The 22,752-nt window shown below is 58.3% G+C and carries 23 protein-coding genes; 16 read left to right on the top strand and 7 right to left on the bottom strand.

Going from position 1 to position 22,752, the window contains the following annotated elements:
• Positions 1–36 precede the first annotated feature (36 nt).
• Positions 37–672, top strand: a complete 636-nt coding sequence (locus tag WG29040_RS00985; protein ID WP_127195402.1) for a DUF1120 domain-containing protein — start codon at positions 37–39, stop codon at positions 670–672.
• 80 nt (positions 673–752) lie between these two features.
• Here the strand turns inward: WG29040_RS00985 and WG29040_RS00980 are convergent, their stop codons facing one another.
• From WG29040_RS00980 to WG29040_RS00965, 4 genes are all read right to left on the bottom strand, one after another.
• Positions 753–1,622: an oxaloacetate decarboxylase gene (locus tag WG29040_RS00980; protein WP_003445517.1), complete on the bottom strand. Its 870-nt coding sequence runs from the start codon at positions 1,620–1,622 to the stop codon at positions 753–755.
• Positions 1,623–2,418: 796 nt separating this feature from the next.
• Complete coding sequence (locus WG29040_RS00975; RefSeq protein WP_003445520.1) at positions 2,419–2,874, bottom strand: MaoC/PaaZ C-terminal domain-containing protein; 456 nt, start codon at positions 2,872–2,874, stop codon at positions 2,419–2,421.
• A complete protein-coding gene (locus WG29040_RS00970) occupies positions 2,871–4,508 on the bottom strand; it encodes an AMP-binding protein (protein ID WP_010656509.1) in 1,638 nt (545 codons plus the stop codon). The genes WG29040_RS00975 and WG29040_RS00970 overlap by 4 nt, the downstream gene beginning before the upstream one ends.
• A 29-nt stretch (positions 4,509–4,537) precedes the next feature.
• Positions 4,538–5,923 (bottom strand): GntP family permease, encoded by a 1,386-nt coding sequence (locus tag WG29040_RS00965; RefSeq protein ID WP_003445524.1) that lies wholly within the window; start codon positions 5,921–5,923, stop codon positions 4,538–4,540.
• A gap of 384 nt (positions 5,924–6,307) precedes the next feature.
• Here WG29040_RS00965 and WG29040_RS00960 point away from each other — a divergent pair, with 384 nt between their 5' ends.
• From WG29040_RS00960 to WG29040_RS00950, 3 genes are all read left to right on the top strand, one after another.
• Positions 6,308–6,973 carry a c-type cytochrome gene (locus tag WG29040_RS00960; RefSeq protein ID WP_003445527.1) on the top strand — a complete coding sequence of 222 codons (666 nt, stop codon included), beginning with the start codon at positions 6,308–6,310 and terminating at the stop codon, positions 6,971–6,973.
• Positions 6,970–7,953, top strand: a complete 984-nt coding sequence (locus tag WG29040_RS00955; RefSeq protein ID WP_003445529.1) for a c-type cytochrome — start codon at positions 6,970–6,972, stop codon at positions 7,951–7,953. The genes WG29040_RS00960 and WG29040_RS00955 overlap by 4 nt, the downstream gene beginning before the upstream one ends.
• Positions 7,954–8,121: 168 nt before the next feature.
• Positions 8,122–8,340 (top strand): hypothetical protein, encoded by a 219-nt coding sequence (locus WG29040_RS00950; RefSeq protein ID WP_127195401.1) that lies wholly within the window; start codon positions 8,122–8,124, stop codon positions 8,338–8,340.
• A 97-nt stretch (positions 8,341–8,437) separates the two neighbouring features.
• On the opposite strand, the gene WG29040_RS00945 is transcribed toward WG29040_RS00950, so the two are convergent.
• The gene (locus WG29040_RS00945) at positions 8,438–8,998 is read right to left on the bottom strand and encodes a hypothetical protein (protein ID WP_127195400.1); all 561 of its coding nucleotides are present in this window, start codon (positions 8,996–8,998) and stop codon (positions 8,438–8,440) included.
• A gap of 596 nt (positions 8,999–9,594) precedes the next feature.
• Between WG29040_RS00945 and WG29040_RS00940 the strand changes: the two genes are divergently transcribed.
• The 3 genes from WG29040_RS00940 to WG29040_RS00930 are packed head-to-tail and all read left to right on the top strand — an operon-like array spanning position 9,595 to position 12,676.
• A complete protein-coding gene (locus WG29040_RS00940) occupies positions 9,595–10,416 on the top strand; it encodes an ABC transporter substrate-binding protein (RefSeq protein WP_127195399.1) in 822 nt (273 codons plus the stop codon).
• Positions 10,413–11,258, top strand: coding sequence for an amino acid ABC transporter permease (locus WG29040_RS00935; RefSeq protein WP_127195398.1), 846 nt, complete (start codon positions 10,413–10,415; stop codon positions 11,256–11,258). The genes WG29040_RS00940 and WG29040_RS00935 overlap by 4 nt, the downstream gene beginning before the upstream one ends.
• 38 nt (positions 11,259–11,296) lie before the next feature.
• Complete coding sequence (locus WG29040_RS00930) at positions 11,297–12,676, top strand: LLM class flavin-dependent oxidoreductase (protein ID WP_003445535.1); 1,380 nt, start codon at positions 11,297–11,299, stop codon at positions 12,674–12,676.
• A gap of 176 nt (positions 12,677–12,852) precedes the next feature.
• On the opposite strand, the gene WG29040_RS00925 is transcribed toward WG29040_RS00930, so the two are convergent.
• Together WG29040_RS00925 and WG29040_RS00920 are read right to left on the bottom strand one after the other, a co-directional pair.
• Positions 12,853–13,548, bottom strand: coding sequence for a DUF3313 domain-containing protein (locus WG29040_RS00925; RefSeq protein ID WP_050949475.1), 696 nt, complete (start codon positions 13,546–13,548; stop codon positions 12,853–12,855).
• A gap of 50 nt (positions 13,549–13,598) precedes the next feature.
• Positions 13,599–13,883, bottom strand: coding sequence for a hypothetical protein (locus WG29040_RS00920; protein ID WP_010656504.1), 285 nt, complete (start codon positions 13,881–13,883; stop codon positions 13,599–13,601).
• A 164-nt stretch (positions 13,884–14,047) separates the two neighbouring features.
• Here WG29040_RS00920 and WG29040_RS00915 point away from each other — a divergent pair, with 164 nt between their 5' ends.
• From WG29040_RS00915 to WG29040_RS00875, 9 genes are all read left to right on the top strand, one after another.
• Complete coding sequence (locus WG29040_RS00915) at positions 14,048–14,758, top strand: response regulator (RefSeq protein ID WP_003445542.1); 711 nt, start codon at positions 14,048–14,050, stop codon at positions 14,756–14,758.
• Positions 14,758–16,122, top strand: coding sequence for an ATP-binding protein (locus WG29040_RS00910; RefSeq protein ID WP_003445543.1), 1,365 nt, complete (start codon positions 14,758–14,760; stop codon positions 16,120–16,122). The genes WG29040_RS00915 and WG29040_RS00910 overlap by 1 nt, the downstream gene beginning before the upstream one ends.
• Positions 16,123–16,303: 181 nt before the next feature.
• Positions 16,304–17,284 carry a quinone oxidoreductase gene (locus WG29040_RS00905; RefSeq protein WP_127195397.1) on the top strand — a complete coding sequence of 327 codons (981 nt, stop codon included), beginning with the start codon at positions 16,304–16,306 and terminating at the stop codon, positions 17,282–17,284.
• A gap of 14 nt (positions 17,285–17,298) precedes the next feature.
• On the top strand, positions 17,299–18,147 hold the full coding sequence (locus tag WG29040_RS00900) for a TauD/TfdA family dioxygenase (RefSeq protein ID WP_003445545.1): 849 nt from the start codon (positions 17,299–17,301) through the stop codon (positions 18,145–18,147).
• Between the two features lie 77 nt (positions 18,148–18,224).
• Positions 18,225–19,277 (top strand): 3-keto-5-aminohexanoate cleavage protein, encoded by a 1,053-nt coding sequence (locus WG29040_RS00895; RefSeq protein WP_003445546.1) that lies wholly within the window; start codon positions 18,225–18,227, stop codon positions 19,275–19,277.
• Positions 19,278–19,390: 113 nt separating this feature from the next.
• Positions 19,391–20,722 carry an MFS transporter gene (locus tag WG29040_RS00890; protein WP_003445548.1) on the top strand — a complete coding sequence of 444 codons (1,332 nt, stop codon included), beginning with the start codon at positions 19,391–19,393 and terminating at the stop codon, positions 20,720–20,722.
• Positions 20,719–21,381, top strand: a complete 663-nt coding sequence (locus WG29040_RS00885) for a DsbA family protein (RefSeq protein ID WP_127195396.1) — start codon at positions 20,719–20,721, stop codon at positions 21,379–21,381. The genes WG29040_RS00890 and WG29040_RS00885 overlap by 4 nt, the downstream gene beginning before the upstream one ends.
• Positions 21,378–21,701, top strand: a complete 324-nt coding sequence (locus WG29040_RS00880) for a Rieske 2Fe-2S domain-containing protein (RefSeq protein WP_003445551.1) — start codon at positions 21,378–21,380, stop codon at positions 21,699–21,701. Before WG29040_RS00885 ends, WG29040_RS00880 begins: the two co-directional genes overlap by 4 nt.
• Positions 21,698–22,708 carry a YeiH family protein gene (locus WG29040_RS00875; protein ID WP_127195395.1) on the top strand — a complete coding sequence of 337 codons (1,011 nt, stop codon included), beginning with the start codon at positions 21,698–21,700 and terminating at the stop codon, positions 22,706–22,708. The genes WG29040_RS00880 and WG29040_RS00875 overlap by 4 nt, the downstream gene beginning before the upstream one ends.
• The last annotated feature ends 44 nt before the right edge of the window (positions 22,709–22,752 follow it).

Genomic DNA, 22,752 nt, shown 5'->3' with positions numbered 1-22,752 from the left:
CCCTTGGCCTCATCAAATTTTGCAACAGGTGATTTTATGCGTCCCTTAACTAGCTTGCTCCTGCTGTTGTTGGTTGTTGCGGGCACTGCACAGAGTGCCTCCAGCGTAGACCTGAGTATTAGCGCCACCACTCACCCGGCGGCCTGTGATATCCGTCTGGAGAATGGCGGTCACGTTGACTACGGGGTGCTGCAGCGCAGTGACCTGAACGCCGATAGCAGCCGTGAAACCCTGTTGCCGGCCAGGAACCTGGGCTGGTCGATCAGTTGCGGGTATGCGGTGCCGGTTGGCCTGCAATGGACCGACAACCATGCCGCCTATGGCAGCCTGCCTGTGGGCACGCAGTATTTCAGCATGGGCAAGGATGGCCGGGGTGCGCCGATTGGCAGCCTGGAGATCCTCTACGGGGATGCCACTGTCGCTGACGGGCAAACCGTAGCAGCCATCTCCAGGCAGACAGGAAGTGCCACCTGGATACCCAACCTCACCGGTATCGTCGACAACCGTTTCGTACTGGCATTTGCCGCTCCCGGAACCGGCACCCTCGGGGCATTTGCCAGTTACTCCGGACAGTTGCTGCTGAGCACGCGCATTGCGCCGCTCGATACTCTGGACCAGACCCGGGTGATCCAGCTGGACGCCAGCGCAACGGTGGAGATCATCTACCTGTAGGCCATTGGCCGGTCAGCAGTACAAGACCGGCCGAAGCGTGTGCGGGTGGTTACTGGTTGGCGTAGCGAGGCGAGCACTGATCACTCTTGTACATCCATGAACTCCTTGGCCCAGGCCACATAGTTTTCCGGCAGCGTATAGGTGTGGGTCAATTCTGTGGCGCTCAGATTGGAGGTGCTGTGGGTCAGCTGGCGCTGGGCCCGCAGGCTGTCGTAGGTGGCCTTGATGGCGGCAAAGTAGGCTGCATGTCCGGCCACCACCACGCGCACGCCCAGACTTGCCAGGCGCTGGCTGTCATTGAGTTCGGGGTTGCCGTAAGTCACCAGCATCAAGGGCACGCTGAGTTTTTCCGAGATCTGCTCAAGGTGCTCGAAGTCCTTGATGCCGACGATGCAGATACCATCGGCACCGGCTTTCTCGTAGGCCAGGGTGCGTTCGATGATGGCACTGGTTGGCAACACCCCGGCATTGGTCCGGGCAATGATTGAGAGACCGGGATCGACACGGGCTTCCAGGGCGGCCTTGACCTTGCCAATGCCTTCCTCGATGGAAATCAGGTCAGTGGATTTGCGCGCGAACTGGGCGGGCAGCAGGGTGTCTTCAATGGTCAGTGCCGCAACCCCGGCGCGCTCCAGTTCTTCGACGGTGCGCATCACATTCAGGGCATTGCCATAGCCGTGGTCGGCATCGGCTATGAAGGGCAGCTGGGCCACGCGGCCGATGCGGGTGGCCTGTTCAACGAACTCACTCAGGGTGATCAACGCAAAATCGGGGGCTGCCAGTACCTGCAGCGACGCTACCGAGCCGCCCAGGATGCCGACCTCAAAGCCAAGATCGGCAGCGATGCGGGCGGACATGGGGTCGAAAACAGAAGCAGTTTCGACGCACATTGGCGTGGCCAGCAGTTCACGAAAATTGCGACGAAGATCTGAGTGGGAAATTTTGGACATGTTCTTTCCTGGTTCTGGCCATCGTCAAAATACGATCAATGCCCGCTGTTCATAGTGCGGCAAGACTATCACGCAAGAAAACCGGGGATCATGACGTTTAAGCATGGGGTATGCGCCAGGCGCTGGCTTTGCTCCTGGCAAGTGTAGGAGCGAGCTTGCCTCGCGATGGCGCAATGTCCTTGTCGGATGTAAGGACTGACTCACCGCCATCGCTGGCAAGCCAGCTCCCACAGGGTGTAAGCGGCATTTGTAGGAGCGAGCTTGCCTCGCGATGGCGCAATGTCCTTGCCGGATGAAATAAATGACACACCGCCATCGCTGGCAAGCCAGCTCCCACAGGGTGTAAGCGGCATTTGTAGGAGCGAGCTTGCCTCGCGATGGCGCAATGTCCTTGCCGGATGAAATAAATGACACACCGCCATCGCTGGCAAGCCAGCTCCCACAGGGTGTAGCGGCATTTGTAGGAGCGAGCTTGCCTCGCGATGGCGCAATGTCCTTGCCGGATGTAATGACTGACACACCGCCATCGCTGGCAAGCCAGCTCCCACAGGGTGATAGCGGCATTTGTGGGAGCGAGCTTCCCTCGCGATGGCGCAATGTCATTGCCGGATGTAATGACTGACACACCGCCATCGCTGGCAAGCCAGCTCCCACAGGGTGTAAGCGGCATTTGTGGGGGCGAGCTTGCCTCGCGATGGTGCAATGTCCTCGCCGGATGTATGACTGACACACCGCCATCGCTGGCAAGCCAGCTCCCACAGGGTTTAAGCGGCATATCGGCCATTGATCTGTAGTGTCAGCGTGCATCCATCACTGCCCGGTTACTGAGCAGGATCTTGCCGCTGGCCTCGGCGATCTGCTCGCCGCGCTGGTTGCTGCACAGGCCGGTGAGTACGGCAATGCCGCCGTTGCTCCTGGGTTTGTTCAGGGTTTCGGTGATGGTCCATTGCACCCTCAGAGTGTCCCCGGCAAACACCGGGGCGACGAACCGGCAATTATGTTCAAGGTAAGCCACGGCTGTGCCGTAGAAGTACATGCCGATGGAGGCCGACATAAAGGCGCCGGTCATGGGCCCGTGCAGGATTGGCCGGCCGAAACGGCTGGCGGCGCAGAATTCGGCATCGCTGTGCAACGGGTTGAAGTCGCCAAACATGCCGCAGGCACGACTGATATGGGAGGCGTCGATGGTCAGCGACTGGCCAAAGGTCTCACCCTCGGTGATTTCGTCGAATGCTTTTCCTACAAAGTTCATACATCAAGCTCCATGGCTGTTCGGTGCTCTTCGCGTTCGCGCAGGGCCTTGCGAATGATTTTGCCGGTGGTGGTCATCGGCAGTTCGTCGAGGAACTCGATTTCCCGGGGGTATTCGTGGGCAGCCAGCTGGGCCCGGACATGGGCCTGCAGTTGCCCTACGGTCTCGGCGCTGGCGGCATAGCCGGCATTGAGGACCACAAATGCCTTCACCACTTCAGTGCGAATCGGGTCTTTCTTGCCGATAGCCGCAGCCATTTTTACCGCCGGATGCTTGATCAGGCAGTCTTCGATCGGCGTCGGGCCGATGCGATAGCCGGCGCTGGTGATGACGTCATCGTTGCGCCCGAGAAAGAAGATATAGCCGTCTTCATCCATCGAGCCTTTGTCGCCGGTCACCAGCCAGCCGTTGAGGTATTTCTCTTCAGTGGCCGCAGTGTTCTGCCAATAGCGCAGCATCTGGCTGCCGTTGGGCGTCGCCACGGCAATATGCCCCGAGTCCCCGGTCGGTACGACCACCCCGTAGTCGTCGATGATGGCAACGTTGAAACCTTCGACGGCCCGACCTATTGCATGTGGCCGGCAGACACCCAGGGAGGCGCAGGAGGACACCACCAGGTTGCATTCGGTCTGGCCATAGAATTCGTTGATCCGCACCCCCAGTGCCTGATCGCCCCAGGCCAGCAATTCGTCGCCCAGCGACTCGCCGCCGCTGGCAACCGAGCGCAGTGCCAGCTGCCAGCGTTGCTGCGGGTTTTCTACAGGACGTAATAGCTTGAGTGCGGTCGGCGGGAAAAAGACATTTTTGATCTGCAGTTCTTCAATCAGCTCGAACACCTCTTCAGCGACGAACTTTTCGGCACGGTAGGCCACCACCGGTACGCCGTGGTACCAGGCAGGCAACAGTACGTCCAGCAGGCCGCCAATCCATGCCCAGTCAGCCGGGGTCCACATCCGGTCGCCGGGCTGGGGGAAGTCGTCGTGGGAGCTGCGGACCCCCGGCAAGTGGCCGAGCAATACGCGATGGGCATGCAGTGCACCTTTGGGGTGACCGGTAGTGCCGGAGGTATAGATGATCAGGGCCGGGTCTTCAGCGCCGGTGTCGAGGGTCTCGAACTGGTCACTCTGGTCCTTGAGCCGGGCATGATAATCCAGCACCCCGGCCCGCTGCGTGACCGGGTCGATGACATAGCACAGCTTCAAATCGGGGAGACGGGCCCATACCTTTTCAATCTTTTGCAGGCCGCTGTTATCAGTGATAAGCACACCCATTGAACAGTTCGAGGCGCGATGCTCGATGGCATCGCTGCCGAACAGCTTGAACAGCGGAACCGCAATTGCCCCCAGCTTGTACAGGGCAATGTGTGCGGTTCCGGCCTCCAGCCCCTGGGGCAGCATGATCCCGACCCGGTCGCCGGGCTGCACACCTTGTTCGCGCAAGCTGTTGGCCAGGCGGTTGGCTTGCTGTTGCAAGGTCAGGAAACTGTGCTGCTGTACCGAGCCATCGGCGTTTTTCTGAATAATCGCAATGCGCCCGGGTTCGGCGGCCCAGCGGTCGCAACAGGCCCGGGCGATGTTGAAACGCGGGGCCGTCTCCCACTGCGGGTGTCTGACAGCGGCGTGCGGGGTAGTCATGGTCAAATCCTTCTGGTGGTAGGCCTGGATCAGAAACTGCCGAACGTCGAGCCCAGTACCAGCACCACCAGCAAGGCAGTGAGTGGTACCACGGTCGTCATCATGAAAATTTGCGGGTATGACTGGCGGTGGCTGAGGCCGCAGATTGCCAGCAGGGTGATTACTGCTCCCGAGTGGGGCAGGGTATCCAGGCCGCCGGCAGCAATGGTGGCCACCCGGTGAAACAGTTCCGGGCTGATACCGGCGGCCTCGATCATGCGCAGATAATCACTGCCCAGGGTGCGGAAGGCGATGCTCAGGCCGCCGGATGAGGAACCGGTGATTCCCGCCAGCACGTTCATGCTGAGGACGGTGGATATCAGCGGGTGCTCCGGCGAAAAATTGAGAATGGCAGCCTTGATCACCGCAAAACCGGCCAGGCCGGCGATCACCGCGCCATAGGCCACTTCCGAGGCGGTGTTGAAGATGGGCAGCATTGCGCCAAGGCTGCCCTTGTTGATGGTGGTCGTCAGGTTGTCCCAGCGCTTCCAGTTGAGCACGATCACGAACACGATGGCGCACATCAGTGCCAACAATACCGACCAGAGTCCCACCACGCTGGCAGGATCGATGCTGCCAAAGCGCTCCTCGCGCAGAACACTGAGGTCCAGCGAAGGCAAAATCCAGTAGCTGAAGGCCGCATTCAGGCCGATCACCACAATGATGGGCAGCAGCGCTACCAGCAGTCCGGGCCTGGGTACTGCGTCGTTCGACGGGATTTCAATGTCATGGTCACCGTAGCCTTCACCGTTGGCCATCGCCTTGCGCGCCCGTGACTGCAAGATCCAGGTGCCCAGCCACAACATCACTACCGAAGCGATGATGCCCAGGCCCGGTGCGGCAAAGGTGGTGGTGCCGAGGTAGGCCGTGGGAATGGCGTTCTGGATCGACGGCGCGCCGGGCAGGGCGGTCATGGTGAAAGTGAAGGCACCCAGGGCGATGGCGGCAGGCATGTAGCGTTTGGGAGTGCCGGACTCGCGAAAAATCACCGCTCCGATCGGATACACGGCGAAAGCAACCACAAACAGCGACACGCCTCCGTATGTCAGCAGAGCGCAGGCCAGCACTACCGTGAGAATCACATGGCGCCGGCCCAGGCGCCGCATGAACCAGTCGGCAATGGTATGCGCGGCCCCTGAGTCAGCCACCAGCTTGCCAAACAGCGAGCCGAGGATGAACAGAGGGAAGAACTTGATCAGGTACAGGCCCAGCTCTTTCATGAACAGCTGGGTGTAAGTGGGCATGATGTGCGTCGCGCCACCGCTGAGCAGTACCGCCAGAGCTGCCATCAGCGGTGCCAGGATCAGTACGGTCACGCCCCGGTAGGCGAGAAACATCAACAACAGAAGGGATATCAGTATCGCCATCGTGCTCATGGGTGGCTCTCTTATAATTATTGTTTTGGCGTGCGTTGCTGCCTGACGTTTACGTTTGCGTCAACCTAGTGCAGGGGCAATGGCCTGTCAACCGGCCCGGGCCCCCGGGTCGTGTTCACTCATAAACGACGACTGCAAATGTGCGGCGCCCAGAGTCGTATATACCTACTCAGTAGGGGTTTATTTGACCCATGGGCGGCAGGTTCTGTGGAGTGAGAGCAGCTGAACACGTGGTCTGGAGAGCAGGGCAAATTGACAGTATTACTTTTAGGTATAAAGATATTCCTAAAAAATATTACGGCGCAATCAGTCGCTTTCAATTCACACACCTTGCACGAGGTGGGTTGACGCCGTGAATTAGCCAATAAGAAGGAGTCCAGAACCATGAGTCTTGCAACGAGAGTCCGCCTCAAGACCAGCGTAAGCGCCTGTGTTTTTATGCTGGCGACCGCGGCAAATGCCGATCCACAAGGACAAAAAATCTACACCCAGGGGGGCGAGTCCCCGCTAGCCATGGCCTGCACCACCTGTCATGGCGCCAATGGCCTGGGTACCGATAGCGCAGGTTTCCCGCGTCTGGCGGGGCTGCCCCAGGGTTATCTGGTCAAGCAGCTTGAGGACTTTGGCTCCGGCAAACGGGCCAACGCGGTGATGCAACCCATCGCATCAGCCCTCAGCGAAAGCGAAGAACAGGCAGTTGCCAGCTACCTGAGCACCATGGCTGTCCCGGCCCCGGCGGTTGATTTAGCCGCCACCGGCAGTGTTGGCGGGGCAGCGGAAAAACTGGTCAAGCAGGGCGACTGGAGTCGCAATATTCCGGCCTGTGTCGCGTGTCACGGCGTGAGTGACACTGGCGTTGGCCAGAGTTTCCCTCCGCTGCTGGGGCAGTCCGCGACTTACATCGCAGCCCAGTTGAACGCGTGGCGCAGTGGTACCCGCAAGAATGACCCCAATGACCTGATGGGCCATATCGCGCGCTCCCTGACCGATGCCGAAATCAAAGATCTGTCCACCTATTTCGCCAGCCTGAGCGGGGGAGCCAAACAATGAACTTTCCTGCCAAAGTACTGATCGCCGTTGTCGTCGCCGTACCGCTTCTGGCTGCCAAAACCTGGTACGAAGAGCGCGGCATGACACCCGTGGCCAAGGCCCCGAGCGCCGCTGCCGGGGTGGCTGATGCGCACCCTGACGCTGGCGTGGCGGCTGCGCCGGCCAAGCCTTCCGGCCCACTGGTATTTACCCCGCCCCAGGAGTCGGAGTTGCCGGATAACGCCTTTGGCGTGCTGGTGCGCGAAGGGCGAGATATTTTCGTCAATACCCAGAAAAATGCCGCTGACTATGTCGGCAACGGCCTCAACTGCACCAATTGCCACCTGGATCAAGGTCGCAAGGCAGGGTCCGCTCCGCTTTGGGGAGCTTATGGCATGTACCCGGCGTATCGAAAAAAGAACAACAAGGTCAATACCTTTGCCGAGCGCATGCAGGGTTGCTTTGAATTCAGCATGAATGGCAAGGCACCCGCCAGTGACAGTCATGTGATCAAGGCCTTGAGCACCTATGCCTACTGGCTGGCGACCACGGCGCCTGTGGGCGTGGATCTGCCCGGGCGCCTGTACCCGGTCATTCCTGCACCGGAAAAAGGCTATGACCTGGTCAAAGGCAAACAGATTTATGCCGATCAATGTGCTATCTGCCATGGCGCAGAAGGGCAGGGGCAAAAGTCTGCTGATACCTACGTGTTTCCACCACTGTGGGGTAAGGATTCTTACAACTGGGGTGCGGGGATGCACCGTATCAATACGGCCGCCGGGTTTATCAAACAAAACATGCCGCTGGGCAAGGGCGGTTCGCTGACCGATGCTCAAGCCTGGGATGTAGCCGCCTACATCAATAGCCAGGAGCGGCCTCAGGATCCGCGTCTGGTGGACAACTCGGTTGAAAAAACCCGCAAGAAATACCATGAGGGCGACGGCGTTAACCTGTACGGCGAGTCGGTCAATGGCGTGATCCTGGGCCAGGGTATCAAGTAAGCGGCTCAATCCCCTAGCGACGCCAAGCATCAGCGCGGCGTCGCGCATCAAACAGGTGTTGCCCAGCTATCCGGGAATAAAAATTGTTGAGCCGCAGACCGGTTATCGGCTGCGGGACTCGGCGGTGCGCCCTGGACAGTCGACGCACCCAGCGCAATGAAACGGCCAATGATCTCGGTCACGGTGTTCCAGAATGTACGGGCGCAGGCGGAAAAGTCACCAGAGGTGGCCCTCAAGATGATCGGCAAGCAACCTGCCGGCAACATCATGATTTCGTATCGACTGGTCACGCCAGAGAACTACACACTGTTTAGGGCGGGCATACGAAAGGCCGCAGTTACGACGCTCCAGGATCAGGTAAAAACAGGCGCACAATTTTTGCAATAAAGAGGTTCGTGCGCCTGGCACTTTAGAGCTTCGGCAAAATAGCGTAGGGCCGCACATATCCCGATAACGGGTAACGAGTTGGGTCAATGCGTGATATTTAGATGTCCAGGATCTTGGAGGGCATACTTGGATTCAAGGTCACGTCATGGGTCAGCATGTTGAAAGTTTGCGGTTGCACGGCATATTTCCACCTGCCTTCTTTATAAAGTAAAAAGTTGAACGCATTAGGTGCCGGAATCTTCTGGTCGCGGTGGCAATAGTCATTGGCATTAATGCTGGAAATAATAGTCTGTCCCTGAGCCTTGATAAGGTTATTGATATGGGGGCTGTCTGGATGTTGGTGGTGGTAGACCCTGAGCATGTTGCTGCCCAGCGGAGAGGTGGTAGTGACCAGAGCACAGCCATTCATTGCCGCTGTAAATACAAATTGATGCTCAGGATTATGCATGGGTATATCGACAAAGCCAGGCAATACATTACCTTGAACGAAGGGGCACCAGTAGGCCGTAATCAGTGGATCACTATGCTGCGGGTTGCCGGTCGGGGCCAGCGCGACTTGTTTCGCCTGCCCTTCACCCAGCAGGTCAAACGCGCCGGTTTTGGAGCCGTTAAGGATTCTGTTTCGCTGTTGGTTGATGTTGTTTGCCTGATCTTTCATGAACCACGACACATTGTTTATTGCGCGCTGAGTGATATACCATATCGGATCACTCCTAAAAGTCAGATTGTGGCCATTCATAATAATTTCCAAATGTTAAACAAATGCCTGACAGCAAGAAAAATGCTGCCAATACAGGACATTTATTTGTCCGGGACAATGTTACTTTTTGTCGCGCAAAACGAACAAGTTATGAAAGATAATAAAATGTTTCTGCTGCACAATTACAACTTTTTAAGGCGGGGCGGCTATCTTTGCTGGACTCGAAAGCACGGGTAAGTCTGTGGGCAACAGGTGCTTGATCCTGTGAAGACTAAATATCGGCACCCACTTAACAAGGAGGCAGCGGTTTAAGCGGTTGTGAAGTTTCAACTAATTCGCCAGGCATTGCGTTGTGTGGAGATGTGCCCGAAGTTGCAGTGACTGGCCGCTGCCTTTGAGCGAGAGTTTAGTCGTATGGCCGGTCAAAGCCTGCTTCGAGCCGTCACGCGATATAGCTGGAAGCGAGCTTTTTATTCCATAAAACAAGTACAAGCGCGATTTATAGTGCGTTTTAATCTATCCAGGTCATTCTGAACAGATTGGAGTATTTGTCTTTGAAAACCGCAGCGCTCTTACCTTTTAGCCTCGCTTTGCTCGCAACCTGCACCACCGCTTTTGCCGGCTCCACTCTGGATCGCGTCACCGAAAAAGGTGAGCTTAGAGGGGTATTGATGGAGAGCTATCCGCCGTTCTCTTTTCTCAACGAGCAGAACCAGCTGGACGGCTTTGATGTTGATGTCGCCAAGGCCGTAGCGCAACGGCTCGGGGTGAAACTCAAGCTGCAAACGCCTTCCTGGGATGTGATCGCAGCCGGCCGCTGGAGCGGGCGCTACGACATCTGCGTGTGCTCCATGACGCCGAGCAAGGCTCGCGCCGAAGTGTTCGATTTTCCGGTGGAGTACTACCAGTCGCCCGCGGTGATCGTGGTCAATGCCCAGGACACCACTATCGCTTCAGGCAAGGATTTGTCCGCAAAGAAGGTCGGCGTGGGCAGCGCGTCCACCTATGAAGCCTATTTGAACAAGGATCTGGTGATCGAGGGGGCAACGGACAAACCGCTGCAATACCCGTTCGAGAATGTGCAGATCGCCCCGTACGATAATGAAACAGTGGCATTCCAGGACCTGGCACTGGGCAGCGGAGTACGCCTGGATGCGATGGTCACCAACCTCATCACCGCCCGTGAACGCATTGCCCATGACCCTCGCTTCAAAATTGCCGGCGACCCGCTGTATGCAGAGCCCAATGTGGTGGCGATTGAAAAGGGCGATCCTCAGTGGAGTGCCAAGGTCACTGAAGTCATTAGTGAACTGAAAGCCGACGGCACACTGAGCAAAATTTCGCAGAAGTGGATCGGTGCCGATATCAGCCAATGACAGCCCACAACCCACACCCCGCCAAGACCGGGGTACTACCCGAAACCGCAGCGTCGCGCCTGAGCCAGCTGTTTGGCTTTCGCACCCGGCTGTATCTGACCTGGGCGGCCTTGCTCGGTTTGTGCGTGATGTTCTTCATGAGCTTCGATCTGAAGTTCTCGATCATTGTTGATAAATTGCCCAACCTGTTGGGCCTGCATCTGGGGCCCAACGGTTTCCTGCAAGGCGCCGCGCTCACCTTGTTTCTGTGTTTGTGTTCGATCTGGCTGTCGTTGCTGCTGGGTTTTGTCACCGCCCTCGCGCGCCTGTCACGCAGCGCTGTGGCCTTCGGTATCGCCAGCTTCTATGCCTCTTTTTTCCGCGGCACGCCGCTGCTGATCCAGATCCTGCTGATCTATCTGGGCTTGCCCCAGATCGGCGTGGTTCCAGGTGCAATCAGCGCCGGGATCATTGCCCTGTCGCTCAACTACGGGGCCTACCTGAGCGAGATCTTTCGCGCCGGCATCATGACTGTGGCGCCCGGCCAGCGCGAAGCGGCCATGGCCCTGGGGCTTTCGCCGACGGCGACATTCGTGCACATCATCCTGCCCCAGGCCATGCGCACGATTATCCCGCCGACCACCAGCCAGTTCATTTCCATGCTCAAGGATTCATCGCTGATTTCGGTGATGGGGGTCTGGGAAGTGATGTTCCTGGCGCAGTCCTACGGCCGCTCCACTTATCGCTATATCGAAATGCTCACCACCGCAGCCGTTATCTACTGGCTGCTGTCGATCGGACTCGAACTGCTCCAGCACCGCCTGGAGCGCCACTACGGCAAAGGTTTCAAAAATCAGCGCTGAGGCAGTCCCTTGTTTAATCCATTTTTTCAGGAATCATGATGTCCGATCCCAAACCTCTGTTGTTTGCCCTCTACGAGCAAGCGAGTGTCGGCTGTGGTGGTGCGCCAAGCCTGTGGACCCACCCGGCAGACGAGCGACTGAGCATCAACTCTCTGGGCTATTGGTCGAACCTGGCCCGGATCGCCGATCAGGCTCACCTGGACATGCTGTTTTTCGGCGATGTGCTGGGCTTCTACGATGTGTTTGCCGGCAATGCCGATGCCGCCATGAAATGGGCCGTGGAAGCCCCGGCCAATGATCCGCTGATGATCATTCCGGCACTGGCAGCCATCACCGAAAATCTGGCTTTCGGTGTGACCGTGACCACCAGTTACGAGCATCCGTTTACCCATGCCCGGCGCTTCAGCACCCTGGATCACATGACCAATGGCCGGATCGGCTGGAACATCGTGACCTCGTACCTGTCCAGTGCCGCACGCAATTTCGGTCTGGAGCAGATGATCAAACACGATGATCGCTATGAGCGTGCCGAAGAATTCATGGACGTGGCCTACAAGCTTTGGGAAGGCAGCTGGGCCGATGATGCCGTGGTTGCCGACAAGGCACGCCAACTGTATGCCCGGGGTGATCGCGTGCGCCCTATCAACCATGCCGGCGAACACTATCGGGTAGCCGGGCCGCATCTGACCTCGCCATCGCCGCAACGTACACCGCTGCTGATCCAGGCCGGCTGGTCAGGGCGGGGCAGGGCCTTCGCGGCCAAGCACGCCGAACTGATCTTCGTGGCCAAGTCCAACCCCCACGAGATCCGCCAGGGGCTGGAAGAAATCCGGGCCCAGGCCCTGGCCCTCGGCCGCCCGGCACAGGACGTCAAGTCACTGACCGTGTTGCGCATTGTCACCGCCAAAACTGAAATTGAAGCCCGGCGCAAATACGACCAGCTGCAGAGCAATTACCACTTGCAGGCACAACTGGTCAGTTATGCCGGTGATACCGGTATCGACATCAGTCGCTACGCCGACAGTGATGCGCTGTCCACCCACACCGAAGGCATGACCTCCTATGTGATGCGAGCGGATGGCAGCGCCAAGCCCTTGACTGCGGGTGACGTCAAACAGCGCTTTGCCAACGTCACCCGGGGCAGTGACTTGATTCTGGTGGGTACACCGCAACAGGTTGCAGAGCAGATTGAAGAGCACGCACGGATCAGCGGGACCACGGGCTACATGCTCAACCCGCTGATCAGCCCCGGCAGCCTTGAAGACTTTGTCGAGCTGATTATTCCCGAGTTGCAAAAGCGCGGCCTGTATCGCACCGAACCCCAGCGGGGTACCTTGCGTTCGCGACTGCGGGCAGACGGCGCCAGTCATTTGCCGGCCAGTGCATATGGCGCGTCGTTTCGTTTCGACCGGGGTTAGGCAACGGATCCATTGTCATCCACGCCCCCTGCAGGAGCGAGCTGGCTTGCGATGCACGCACCGCGGTGTATCAGGTAAAACCTGGAGCGGCCATCGCAGGCAAGCCAGCTCCCACAGGAGCTCCACACGACTCCCGGCGCAGCAACACCTGTGGGAGCCTGGCTTCAATGGTTCATCTACTTCGATAAAGGCGAGGGCTCAAGATCGGGCGCGTGGGCTAAATAGGCCTGGCGCATATCCAGGGCCGATCCATCGAGTGCCGGTTTGAAATCATCGACGCTCATTGCCTGCTTGTCATTCTTCAGCGTCAGCCCGGCCCCTTTGCTGACCACCTGCGCCACAACCTCATGATCCCAGGCATCCAGAACTGCGACTTCAGTGGTGATTTGTGTGTCCTGGTCACGGATGCCCATAGCCGTACTCACGCCGGCGGCAAGCAGCGTCACGGGGAGCCACTCATAAAAGCGCAAACCCTGGGTTGAGGCCGACACGGTGATGATGGCGGGCCTGACGATCAGTGTGTCCGGGCCCGGAGTCGTGACAACGGTCATGACCTTGCCCAGCTCCTGTTTCAGAGCAGCATCGTAGTAATGGCTCAGGTCCGAGAGCATTGCCTGTGAACGTCGGTCGGTCGGCACCAGCGGTAGGTAGTACTGGCTAGGCTCGATATACACCCGGGTGTAATGTTTGAGATCACGCTGCGGGTTTACCCAGGACAATACCCGTTGGCCAGAGGGCAATTTTTTTTCCGTGAGTTGGCTGTAGTCCTGTAAAAACCCAGAATATTCGTCAGGAGAGACGGTTTTGCCGGCGCAAGCGGCGAGTGACATGCACAGGGCTACCAGTAACGGCAGCGAGAGACTTCTTGGCATTGGATCGGTGTTCCCGGGGCGAGTGTTTTCATGAAGGATGTACGTCGTGCTCAAGCGTCTGTGCCGCTTTCGCAACCATTTATATGCAGTTCGCCATGGGCCATGACCCATTGGGTAAGCTCGGCAACAGGTATTGAGTGGCAGTACTCCACCCACTGGCTGCACTGCGGGCTGTAAGTCTCGATATAGCGGACCAGAACGATGGATTTCTGGTCGCTGGACAGCGTCAGGCGAGACTCCTGGAAAAGCACTGGATCGGTGCGCCAGACTTTGCTGGTGCGCTGGTTCAGAATCAAAGCGTTGGCGCTTTGGGCCTTGCTGCTCAAGGTCGGCATCGAGGGCATCCCGGAATGAATTGCCCGCAGTTTGCCTGAGGGGTTTTGCCGGGAGATGTCTGGTTTATGCGCATACAGGCGCAATGTTTCACGATTGAAATATATGACCCTGACGCCAGAATGGTTTTAGATAGCCCCCCCTTATTTACCCATGGATCGCTAATGTGAGCAGGCTGCTGATCGTCGACGACGATGTGGAAATCCTATTACTGCTGGAGAAGTTCTTTCTCTTGCATGCTTATGAAGTGGAACTGGTCACCCACGGAGAAGCCATGTGGGCGGCCATCGGGCGCCAGCGGCCGGACCTCATCATTCTCGATCTGATGCTTCCCGGTGAAGGCGGGCTCAGCCTCTGTCAAAAATTACGCCTGAACACCGGCATTCCAATTGTGATGCTGACTGCCATGGGCGAGCTGAGTGACCGCATTGTTGGCCTGGAACTGGGTGCCGATGATTACCTGACCAAGCCTTTTGATCCTCGCGAGTTGCTGGCCCGCCTGCGGGCAGTTCTACGTCGCGCCAGTGATCCGGTAAGAGCCCGTAATGAAGACACACGGCTGGTGATCAGCTTTGCGGGCTGGCACCTGGACGTAACACGCCGCGAGTTGCGTTCGTCTGCCGATGTCATGATTCCGCTCTCGGGCGGTGAGTTCGATTTACTGGTGGTCTTTCTCGAACACCCTGAACGCATCCTCTCCCGCGAACAATTGATCGACCTGACGCGGGGCAATAATCACGAAGCCTTTGACCGCAGCATTGACGTGCAGGTAAGCCGCCTGAGACGCAAAATAGAACCGGACAGCAAGCGTCCTGACCTGATTCGTACCGTGCGTAACGGCGGCTACCTGTTCAACGCAAAGGTGACGCGCACGTGATGAGTCTGATTGCCCACGCTGACACCCTCAGACGCCGGATTGCCCTGACCATTGTCGCGGCGATGCTCGCTTCGCTGGTGCTCTATGCCCTGTTTGTGCAGGTCGCCGGGGTCTGGGCCAAACCGCCAGTGGATCAAATCGGCTTGCTGGATCAGGTCGCGACCACTACCCGCATCATCCAGGCGGCTCCGCCACAACTGCGGGAGCAGCTGTCGGCTGCGGCGAGCAATCCATCACTCGGGGTGCTATGGAGCGAACACCGGAGCAGCTTCGGACTTCCGGCAACCGGCACCGCCATCGACCAGAACCAGTCGCCGGTTCTGCATCGATTGCTGGACAATACCGAACACAGGATAGAAGTCTTCCAGCCCGCCAACTGGCCTAGCGAAAGCCCGCAAGCGCGTTATGCCATGCTGGTGCAATTGAACGACGGCAGCTGGTTGTCGTTTACCCCGCCGCAACGCAGTTGGGGAATGAGTGCAGCGTTGCGTTTTGCCGTGGTTATTGCCCTGGGGCTTCTTGCCGCCTGGCTGGTAGCGCGGTTCGCCACACGCCAGCTGGCTGACCCGCTGCAGCGTTTTACCAGTGCCGTACAACGCTTCGGTACCGACCTTGATGCCCCCGCCATTGACATCGAAGGCCCCCGTGAAATACGCCAGGCGATCATGGCCTACAACACCATGCAGGCGAAAATCCAGCAATTCATTGCCGAGCGCACCCTCATGCTGGCGTCAATTTCCCACGACTTGCGTGCGCCATTGACCCGCATACGGCTGCGTTGTGAGTTCATTGAAGATATTGACCAGCAACGCAAATTGATCCGCGACACCGATGAAATGCAATCGATGATCAACTCCGCCCTGGGCTTTTTCCGCGACGAGACCCTGCGCGAGCAAGCCACCAGTTTTGACCTCTCCGAACTGCTGCAGACGGTCATCGATGACTACAGCGATCAGGGTATCGACGTGGTTTTTTCAGGGCCTGCCCACCTGGTGTATTTCGGCCGCCCGGTGGGCATCAAGCGAATGACCGCCAACTTGCTGGAAAACGCCGTGAAGTATGCCCGGCATCCACGCATCGAACTGATCAATGGCCAGACTTCGGTGTGTATCGAGGTAAGCGATGAAGGACCGGGGATTGCCGATTCGGAACTGGAGAACGTATTCGTTCCGTTCTTCCGGCTTGAGCCCTCGCGCAATCGCGACTCCGGTGGCGTAGGGCTTGGTCTGTCCTCGGCCCGGGCAATGGCGCGCCAGCACGGTGGCGAGCTACTGTTGCGAAACCGTATGGGCGGTGGACTCATCGCGCAGGTTGAGTTGCCCCATGGCGCCATCAAACGCACCGGTTCGGCTGAGGGAGCATGAAGCCAAATCACTGCAGGGCCGCTTAAAAGCCGGAGCAAGACAGCTGACAGGTTTGGATCCCTGTCATGAAATGAAAAGAGGCTGTCGTCTGATGAGAAGCACGCCGACAACCCGCAGCTTACATTCCAATCAACGTAAATCGCCGTAGCGCATCCAGAACGTTGATTGGAGAAAAATAAGCATGGCCCAAGTAGTACGTTTTTATGAAACCGGAGGTCCCGAGGTTCTTCGCCTTGAAGAGGCCGAAGTGGGCGACCCGGGTCCGGGTGAAGTTCGGCTGCGCCAGGTCGCTGTCGGTCTGAACTATGCCGATACCTATTTTCGCAACGGCACTTACCCGATCCCGATGCCCAATGGCATGGGCGTGGAAGCTGCCGGCATCGTAGTGGCAGTGGGTGAGGGCGTGAGCAATGTAGCTGTAGGCGATCGTGTCACCTACACCGGCTTTCTCAACACCCTGGGTGCCTACAGTACAGAACGCCTGATCTCGGCAGCGCCCCTGATCAAACTGCCCGAAAGCATTTCATTTGAGACCGCCGCCGCAATGACCATGCGCGGGCTCACTTCTGCCTATTTGATGCGCCGTATCTATGACTTCAAGGCTGGCGACAGTATCTTGCTGCACGCCGCAGCCGGAGGCGTCGGCCTGATTGTTTCGCAGTGGGCAAAACTGCTGGGGCTCAAAGTCATAGGCACTGTGTCCAGCGATGCCAAAGGCGAGGTAGCCCGTGCCCATGGTTGCGACCATGTGATCAATTACAGCCACGAAGACGTCGCCAAACGGGTACGTGAGTTGACCGGCGGCGTTGGCGTAAACGTGGTGTTTGACAGTGTCGGCAAAAAAACCTTCGCGGGCTCGCTGGACTCCCTCAAGCGCCGTGGCTTGATGGTCTGTGTTGGCACTGCATCCGGCCCTATCCCGCCTTTGGACCCGGTATTGCTGGCAATCAAAGGCTCGCTGCACCTGACTCGCCCGGCACTTGCCGATTACATTGCCGACCCGGCAGAAAAGGCCGATCTGGCCGGCGAACTGTTTGATCTGGTTGGAAGCGGTCAAATCAAGATCGAGATCAATCAGCATTACAGTTTGCAGGACGCGGTGCAGGCACACCGGGATCTGGAATCGCGCAAGACCACGGGCTCTTCAATCTTCGTGATCTAAGGGGGGCGTCAGTCATGCAAGTTGAGCAACTTAGCTGCAATATCGGCGCAGAACTCTTTGGTGTAAACCTGGCCGAGGCCATACATGACGCGGGTCTGTTCGCAGAGATCCGTGCCCAGCTGCTCAAGCATCGGGTGCTGTTCCTGAGGGACCAGGACATCAGCCGCGCCGAGCATGTGGCCTTTGCCCGACGCTTCGGCGAGCTGGAAGACCACCCCGTGATTGGCAGTCATCCGGACCACCCGGGGCTCGTGCAAGTCTACAAAAACCCCGACAGCCCGGTTGACCGTTACGAGAACTCCTGGCACACCGATGCCACCTGGCGCGAGGCGCCGCCGATGGGCTGCGTGCTGCGCTGTGTGGAGTGTCCTCCAGTAGGGGGCGACACCATGTGGGCCAACATGGTGGTGGCTTACGAGCGCCTGCCGGACGATGTCAAAGCCAAGCTTGAAGGCCTGCGTGCACGGCATAGCATCGAAGCGACCTTCGGCGCCGCCATGCCCATCGAAAAACGCCTGGCACTCAAGGCCCAGTACCCGGACGCAGAACATCCAGTGGTGCGTACACATCCAGAGACCGGTGAGAAGGTGTTGTTCGTCAATGGTTTCACGACCCACTTCAGCAACTATCACACCGCTGCGCGTGTGCGTTATGGCCAGGACTTCAGCCAGGGCGCACCCGAACTCCTGCGCTACCTGATAAGCCAGGCCAGTATTCCCGAGTACCAGGTGCGCTGGCGCTGGAAGCCCAACAGCATCGCGATCTGGGATAACCGCAGTACCCAGCACTATGCAGTGATGGACTACCCCGCCTGCCATCGAAAAATGGAACGCGCCGGCATCATCGGCGAAAAGACCTACTGAGCCCCCCCTGTAATCAGGTAAACGCCCGTACCAGCACCGTCCGTTGGGCAGGCAAAAATAAAAACAAGGAGACGAACATGCAATTTTTCGACGATTCCCTGCATCCGGAAAACATGGAAAAGGTGGTCATTACCGTCGCCCCTTATGCCCCGGAATGGATGCCCGAAGACTTCCCCCAGGACATCCCGGTGACCATGGATGAGCAGGTACAAATAGCCGTGGACTGCTATGAAGCAGGCGCCACCGTGCTGCACTTGCATGTCCGTGAGCTGGACGGGAAAGGTTCCAAGCGCTTGTCCAAGTTCAATGAACTGATTGGCGGGGTGCGCGAAGCTGTTCCGGACATGATCATTCAGGTTGGGGGCTCGATTTCCTTTGCGCCGGAAAGCGATGGCGAGGCGGCCCTGTGGCTGTCCGACGATACCCGGCACATGCTCGCGGAGCTGTCGCCCAAGCCCGACCAGGTCACCGTGGCAATCAATACCATTCAGATGAATATCATGGAGTTGCTGTACCCCGAATATCGGGAAGGCACCTCACTGGCCGACCCCATCATCGAAGCGGCCTACAGTGAAATGACCGTGCCGGCAGGTCCGGCCTGGGTGACCGAGCACCTCAAGCGTCTACAAGCCAACAACATTCAACCGCACTTCCAGCTGACCGGAATTCACTCTTACGAAACCCTTGAGCGAATGGTGCGCAAAGGTCTGTATAAAGGCCCGCTGAACCTGACGTGGATCGGTATCGGTGGCGGCTTCGACGGTCCCAACCCGTTCAATATGTTCAACTTTATCAATCGCGTACCTGATGGCTGCACCTTGACGTCCGAGTCGCTGATGAAGAATATGCTGCCCCTCAACACCATGGCTCTGGCCATGGGTTTGCATGCGCGAGTGGGCACTGAAGACACCATCATTGACCAGCATGGAAAGCGCTTTACCTCGGTGCAGCAGATCCAGCAAACCGTGCGTATCGCCCACGAGCTGGGGCGTGAAATTGCCACCGGGAAGCAAGCGCGCGAGATTTATCGCATCGGTGTGCAGTACGACAGCATTGAACAGACCCTGCTGGCCAACGGTATGGCACCGAACCGCAAGCCCGGGCAAAAAGGTGTACCTCAACGCGGTTAATTGTCAGAAAACGGGGGGCAGGACCACTTTGGGTCTTGCCCCCGCTCAGTTTCAAGCGTTACGCAATACCAAAAAATAATAACAAAACAGGTGCAAGACACCGAGGAGGCAGCATGGCCTATCACCACAGTGCTGTGGGCGATGAAGAAGATACGTCCGCCGGTATTCCACGCCGGTACGCCTGGATAGTGTTTGCTCTGACGTTTGGCTTGTTGATTTCCGATTACATGTCACGCCAGGTACTCAACGCGGTATTCCCGACCTTGAAACAGGAGTGGGCATTGAGTGACGGGCAACTGGGTCTGCTCAGTGGCATTGTCGCCTTGATGGTCGGTCTGCTGACGTTCCCCCTGTCATTGATGGCCGACCGCTTCGGTCGCGTTAGAAGTCTGGCGCTGATGGCCTTGCTGTGGAGCCTCGCCACCCTGGGTTGCGCCCTGGCAGAAAACTATCAGCACATGCTGATTGCGCGCTTCATGGTGGGTGTCGGGGAGGCGGCCTACGGCAGCGTCGGTATCGCCGTGGTGGTATCGGTGTTTCCCAAAACCATGCGTGCAACCCTGGCCAGCGCCTTTATGGCAGGCGGGCTGTTTGGATCCGTACTGGGCATTGCCCTGGGCGGGGCGATTGCCGCGAAACTGGGCTGGCGCTGGTCATTCGCCAGCATGGCGTTATTTGGCCTGATACTGGCGGCGCTATATCCGCTCATCGTCAAGGAGTCGCGGATTTCCCCGCAACGTCTGAACCGCACACGCAGCAAGACCCCGACGGCGCTCAAAAATTCGTTACGCACCTTGTACAGCACCCGCTCTGTGATTGGCGCTTACATTGGCAGTGGCTTGCAGATTTTTGTTTCCGGCACCCTGATCGTGTGGATGCCCAGCTACCTCAACCGTTATTACGCAATGGGCGAGGCCCGGGCAGGCAGTGTGGCAGCGATCATGGTGCTGTGTTGCGGAGCCGGAGCCGTCATGTGCGGGATGCTCAGTGATCGCCTGTGCCGTCAGTCACCGCTGCGCAAAATCGAAATATCCATTGTTTACTGCCTGAGCAGTTGCCTGTTGCTCTCGGTGGCATTGTTGCTACCTCCAGGCCCCGTGCAATTACTGTTGATCGGTATGGGCATGCTGGTGGTTGCGGGTACCAACGGTACAGCCGCAGCCATGGTGGCGAACCTGACCCATTACTCGGTACACGGCACCGCATTCGCCACTCTGACGCTGGTCAACAACCTGCTGGGCCTGGCCCCGGGGCCACTGATCACCGGCCGGGTCTCGGACATTATCGGCCTGCATGCAGCCTTGCAGTGGGTACCACTGATGAGTGTTGCGGCAGCGGCAGTCTTCTTCTACACCCGCCATCACTATCTCAATGATGTCGCCCGTTCAAAGGAGGAGCAGGTCGCTCAAGCGCCCGGCAAATCCCCGTGTGAGGTCTTATCGTGAGCGCCACTTTGCGTATCGATGTGTTCTTCGACTTTATTTGCCCCTGGTGCCTGATTGGCAAGCGTCATCTGGAGCGCGCCCTTGACCTGCTGCGAATCAGGCATCCGGATGTGCAGCAGGAGCTTGCCTGGCATGGCGTGCAGTTATTGCCGCACCTGCCGCCACAGGGCGTGCCATTTGCCGAGTTTTACCGCCAGCGCCTGGGCAGCGCCGAAGCTGTACGCATGCGTCAGGCACAGGTACAACAGGCTGCGGCCGATGCCGGGCTGAGCCTTGATCTGAGCGGCATCGACGTCATGCCCAATACAGCCACTGCCCATCGCCTGTTGCAGCACGCCTCGGCACTGGGCGGAGCTGCCCGGCGCAATGCCTTGCTGGAAAAACTCTTCGATGCCTATTTCCATGACGGCAAAAACCTCGCAGACCCGGCCGTCCTGCTGGCCATGGCGCAGGAGTGTGGCTATCCGCAAGACGCTTTGGCCGACTGCCTGAGCGCTGATGCGACGCCCCTGGACGATAACGGCATGCCTGCCAGAGGTGTGCCGTACTTCATCTTCAACCGGCGCATCGAGGTCAGTGGTGCGCAGCCGCCGCAGCTATTGTTGCAGGCCATGGAGCAAGCCCTTGAGCAGGACACAAACAGGAGCTCAAGCCTATGAGCCGGCGCATAGCGGTACCTGCGCAAAAGGTCCCGGCACTTGATAAGCGGGCGCTGTTCGAGGCCGAAGGCAACAGCCTGGCGTTGTTCAATGTCGCGGGCCAGCTCTATGCCATAGACGACAGTTGTCCGCACCAGGGGGCATCTCTGTGTGCCGGCCGCCTGGAGGGCCGAGTCATTCAGTGTTGTGCCCATGGCCTGCGCTTTGATCTGAGCAGCGGCTACCTGCTCAATACCACCGGCCTGAAAGTCCCCAACTACCCGGTGGAAGTGGTTAACGGCCAGGTATATGTGTTGGTGGCCGGGGAGGGCGCAGCATGAGTGTGGTTGCCCTCACTGCGGCGCACAGCCGCGTGCGTGAACTGGCCCCCGGTTTTATCGTCAGCCTGATTGTGGCTGCAGCAGCAAGTTTTCTCTCCGAACACTACGGTGCCCCGGTGATGCTGTTCGCACTGTTGCTGGGTATGGCGTTGAATTTTCTAGCGGCGGACAGCATCTGCAAGCCTGGTATCGAGTTCACCGCGCGGACGGTGTTGCGCATAGGCGTAGCGCTGTTAGGGATGCGCATTACGCTGGAGCAGATCGTCGCCATGGGCTGGAAACCGGTGGCGCTGGTGGTGACCCTGGTGGTGGTGACCATCCTGGTGTCGGTAGTCGCCGCCAAAGCCATGGGCTTTCAACGCTTGTTCGGCATGCTCACCGGCGGGGCCACTGCGATTTGCGGGGCTTCGGCAGCACTGGCGCTGGCCGCGGCTTTGCCTAACCATCCGCAGAAGGAGCGGGCAACGCTGTTCACTGTAATTGGTGTGTCAGCCCTGTCGACCATGGCCATGATCGTCTATCCGATGATTGCCAACTGGCTTGAACTGTCGCCCCAGATGGCCGGTGTTTTCCTTGGCGCCACCATTCACGATGTGGCTCAAGTGGTGGGTGCCGGCTACAGCATGTCGACCGAGACCGGCGATACCGCCACCGTGGTCAAGCTGATGCGCGTAGCCATGCTGCTGCCGGTGATTGTGTGCGCAGCCATGATTACCCGCATGCAGGGAGCCGATCCCACCGGCAAACGGCCGCCACTGCTGCCCTGGTTTGCCGTGGGCTTCCTGATACTGGCCTGTATCAACAGTACCGGCTGGGTGGTCCCCGCAGTGCAGAACTTCACCAACGAGTTGTCCCGTTGGTGTCTGGTGGTGGCCATCAGTGCCCTGGGTATGAAAACTCAACTCAAGGAACTGGCCGCAGTGGGGATCAAACCCATTTTACTTATGCTGGGGGAAACCATATTCCTCGTCATCCTGGTGCTGGTACTGATGCACTGGGGCATGTAAACCGTTACGCAATTGCTCCTTTTACGGTCGCGGCTAATTACCGG

The organism is Pseudomonas sp. PAMC 29040 (assembly GCF_003994535.1).
GTDB classification, from domain to species: Bacteria; Pseudomonadota; Gammaproteobacteria; order Pseudomonadales; family Pseudomonadaceae; genus Aquipseudomonas; species Aquipseudomonas paraversuta.
This window is presented reverse-complemented; position numbering and strand designations above follow the sequence as displayed.

What these genes read in the sequence shown, in the direction of transcription:
- WG29040_RS00985 (WP_127195402.1), top strand. Translation starts at nt 37, where the DNA reads ATGCGTCCCTTAACTAGCTTGCTCCTGCTGTTGTTGGTTGTTGCGGGC.
- WG29040_RS00980 (WP_003445517.1), bottom strand. Translation starts at nt 1,622, where the DNA reads ATGTCCAAAATTTCCCACTCAGATCTTCGTCGCAATTTTCGTGAACTG.
- WG29040_RS00975 (WP_003445520.1), bottom strand. Translation starts at nt 2,874, where the DNA reads ATGAACTTTGTAGGAAAAGCATTCGACGAAATCACCGAGGGTGAGACC.
- WG29040_RS00970 (WP_010656509.1), bottom strand. Translation starts at nt 4,508, where the DNA reads ATGACTACCCCGCACGCCGCTGTCAGACACCCGCAGTGGGAGACGGCC.
- WG29040_RS00965 (WP_003445524.1), bottom strand. Translation starts at nt 5,923, where the DNA reads ATGAGCACGATGGCGATACTGATATCCCTTCTGTTGTTGATGTTTCTC.
- WG29040_RS00960 (WP_003445527.1), top strand. Translation starts at nt 6,308, where the DNA reads ATGAGTCTTGCAACGAGAGTCCGCCTCAAGACCAGCGTAAGCGCCTGT.
- WG29040_RS00955 (WP_003445529.1), top strand. Translation starts at nt 6,970, where the DNA reads ATGAACTTTCCTGCCAAAGTACTGATCGCCGTTGTCGTCGCCGTACCG.
- WG29040_RS00950 (WP_127195401.1), top strand. Translation starts at nt 8,122, where the DNA reads ATGATCTCGGTCACGGTGTTCCAGAATGTACGGGCGCAGGCGGAAAAG.
- WG29040_RS00945 (WP_127195400.1), bottom strand. Translation starts at nt 8,998, where the DNA reads ATGAAAGATCAGGCAAACAACATCAACCAACAGCGAAACAGAATCCTT.
- WG29040_RS00935 (WP_127195398.1), top strand. Translation starts at nt 10,413, where the DNA reads ATGACAGCCCACAACCCACACCCCGCCAAGACCGGGGTACTACCCGAA.
- WG29040_RS00930 (WP_003445535.1), top strand. Translation starts at nt 11,297, where the DNA reads ATGTCCGATCCCAAACCTCTGTTGTTTGCCCTCTACGAGCAAGCGAGT.
- WG29040_RS00925 (WP_050949475.1), bottom strand. Translation starts at nt 13,548, where the DNA reads ATGCCAAGAAGTCTCTCGCTGCCGTTACTGGTAGCCCTGTGCATGTCA.
- WG29040_RS00920 (WP_010656504.1), bottom strand. Translation starts at nt 13,883, where the DNA reads ATGCCGACCTTGAGCAGCAAGGCCCAAAGCGCCAACGCTTTGATTCTG.
- WG29040_RS00910 (WP_003445543.1), top strand. Translation starts at nt 14,758, where the DNA reads ATGAGTCTGATTGCCCACGCTGACACCCTCAGACGCCGGATTGCCCTG.
- WG29040_RS00905 (WP_127195397.1), top strand. Translation starts at nt 16,304, where the DNA reads ATGGCCCAAGTAGTACGTTTTTATGAAACCGGAGGTCCCGAGGTTCTT.
- WG29040_RS00900 (WP_003445545.1), top strand. Translation starts at nt 17,299, where the DNA reads ATGCAAGTTGAGCAACTTAGCTGCAATATCGGCGCAGAACTCTTTGGT.
- WG29040_RS00895 (WP_003445546.1), top strand. Translation starts at nt 18,225, where the DNA reads ATGCAATTTTTCGACGATTCCCTGCATCCGGAAAACATGGAAAAGGTG.
- WG29040_RS00890 (WP_003445548.1), top strand. Translation starts at nt 19,391, where the DNA reads ATGGCCTATCACCACAGTGCTGTGGGCGATGAAGAAGATACGTCCGCC.
- WG29040_RS00880 (WP_003445551.1), top strand. Translation starts at nt 21,378, where the DNA reads ATGAGCCGGCGCATAGCGGTACCTGCGCAAAAGGTCCCGGCACTTGAT.
- WG29040_RS00875 (WP_127195395.1), top strand. Translation starts at nt 21,698, where the DNA reads ATGAGTGTGGTTGCCCTCACTGCGGCGCACAGCCGCGTGCGTGAACTG.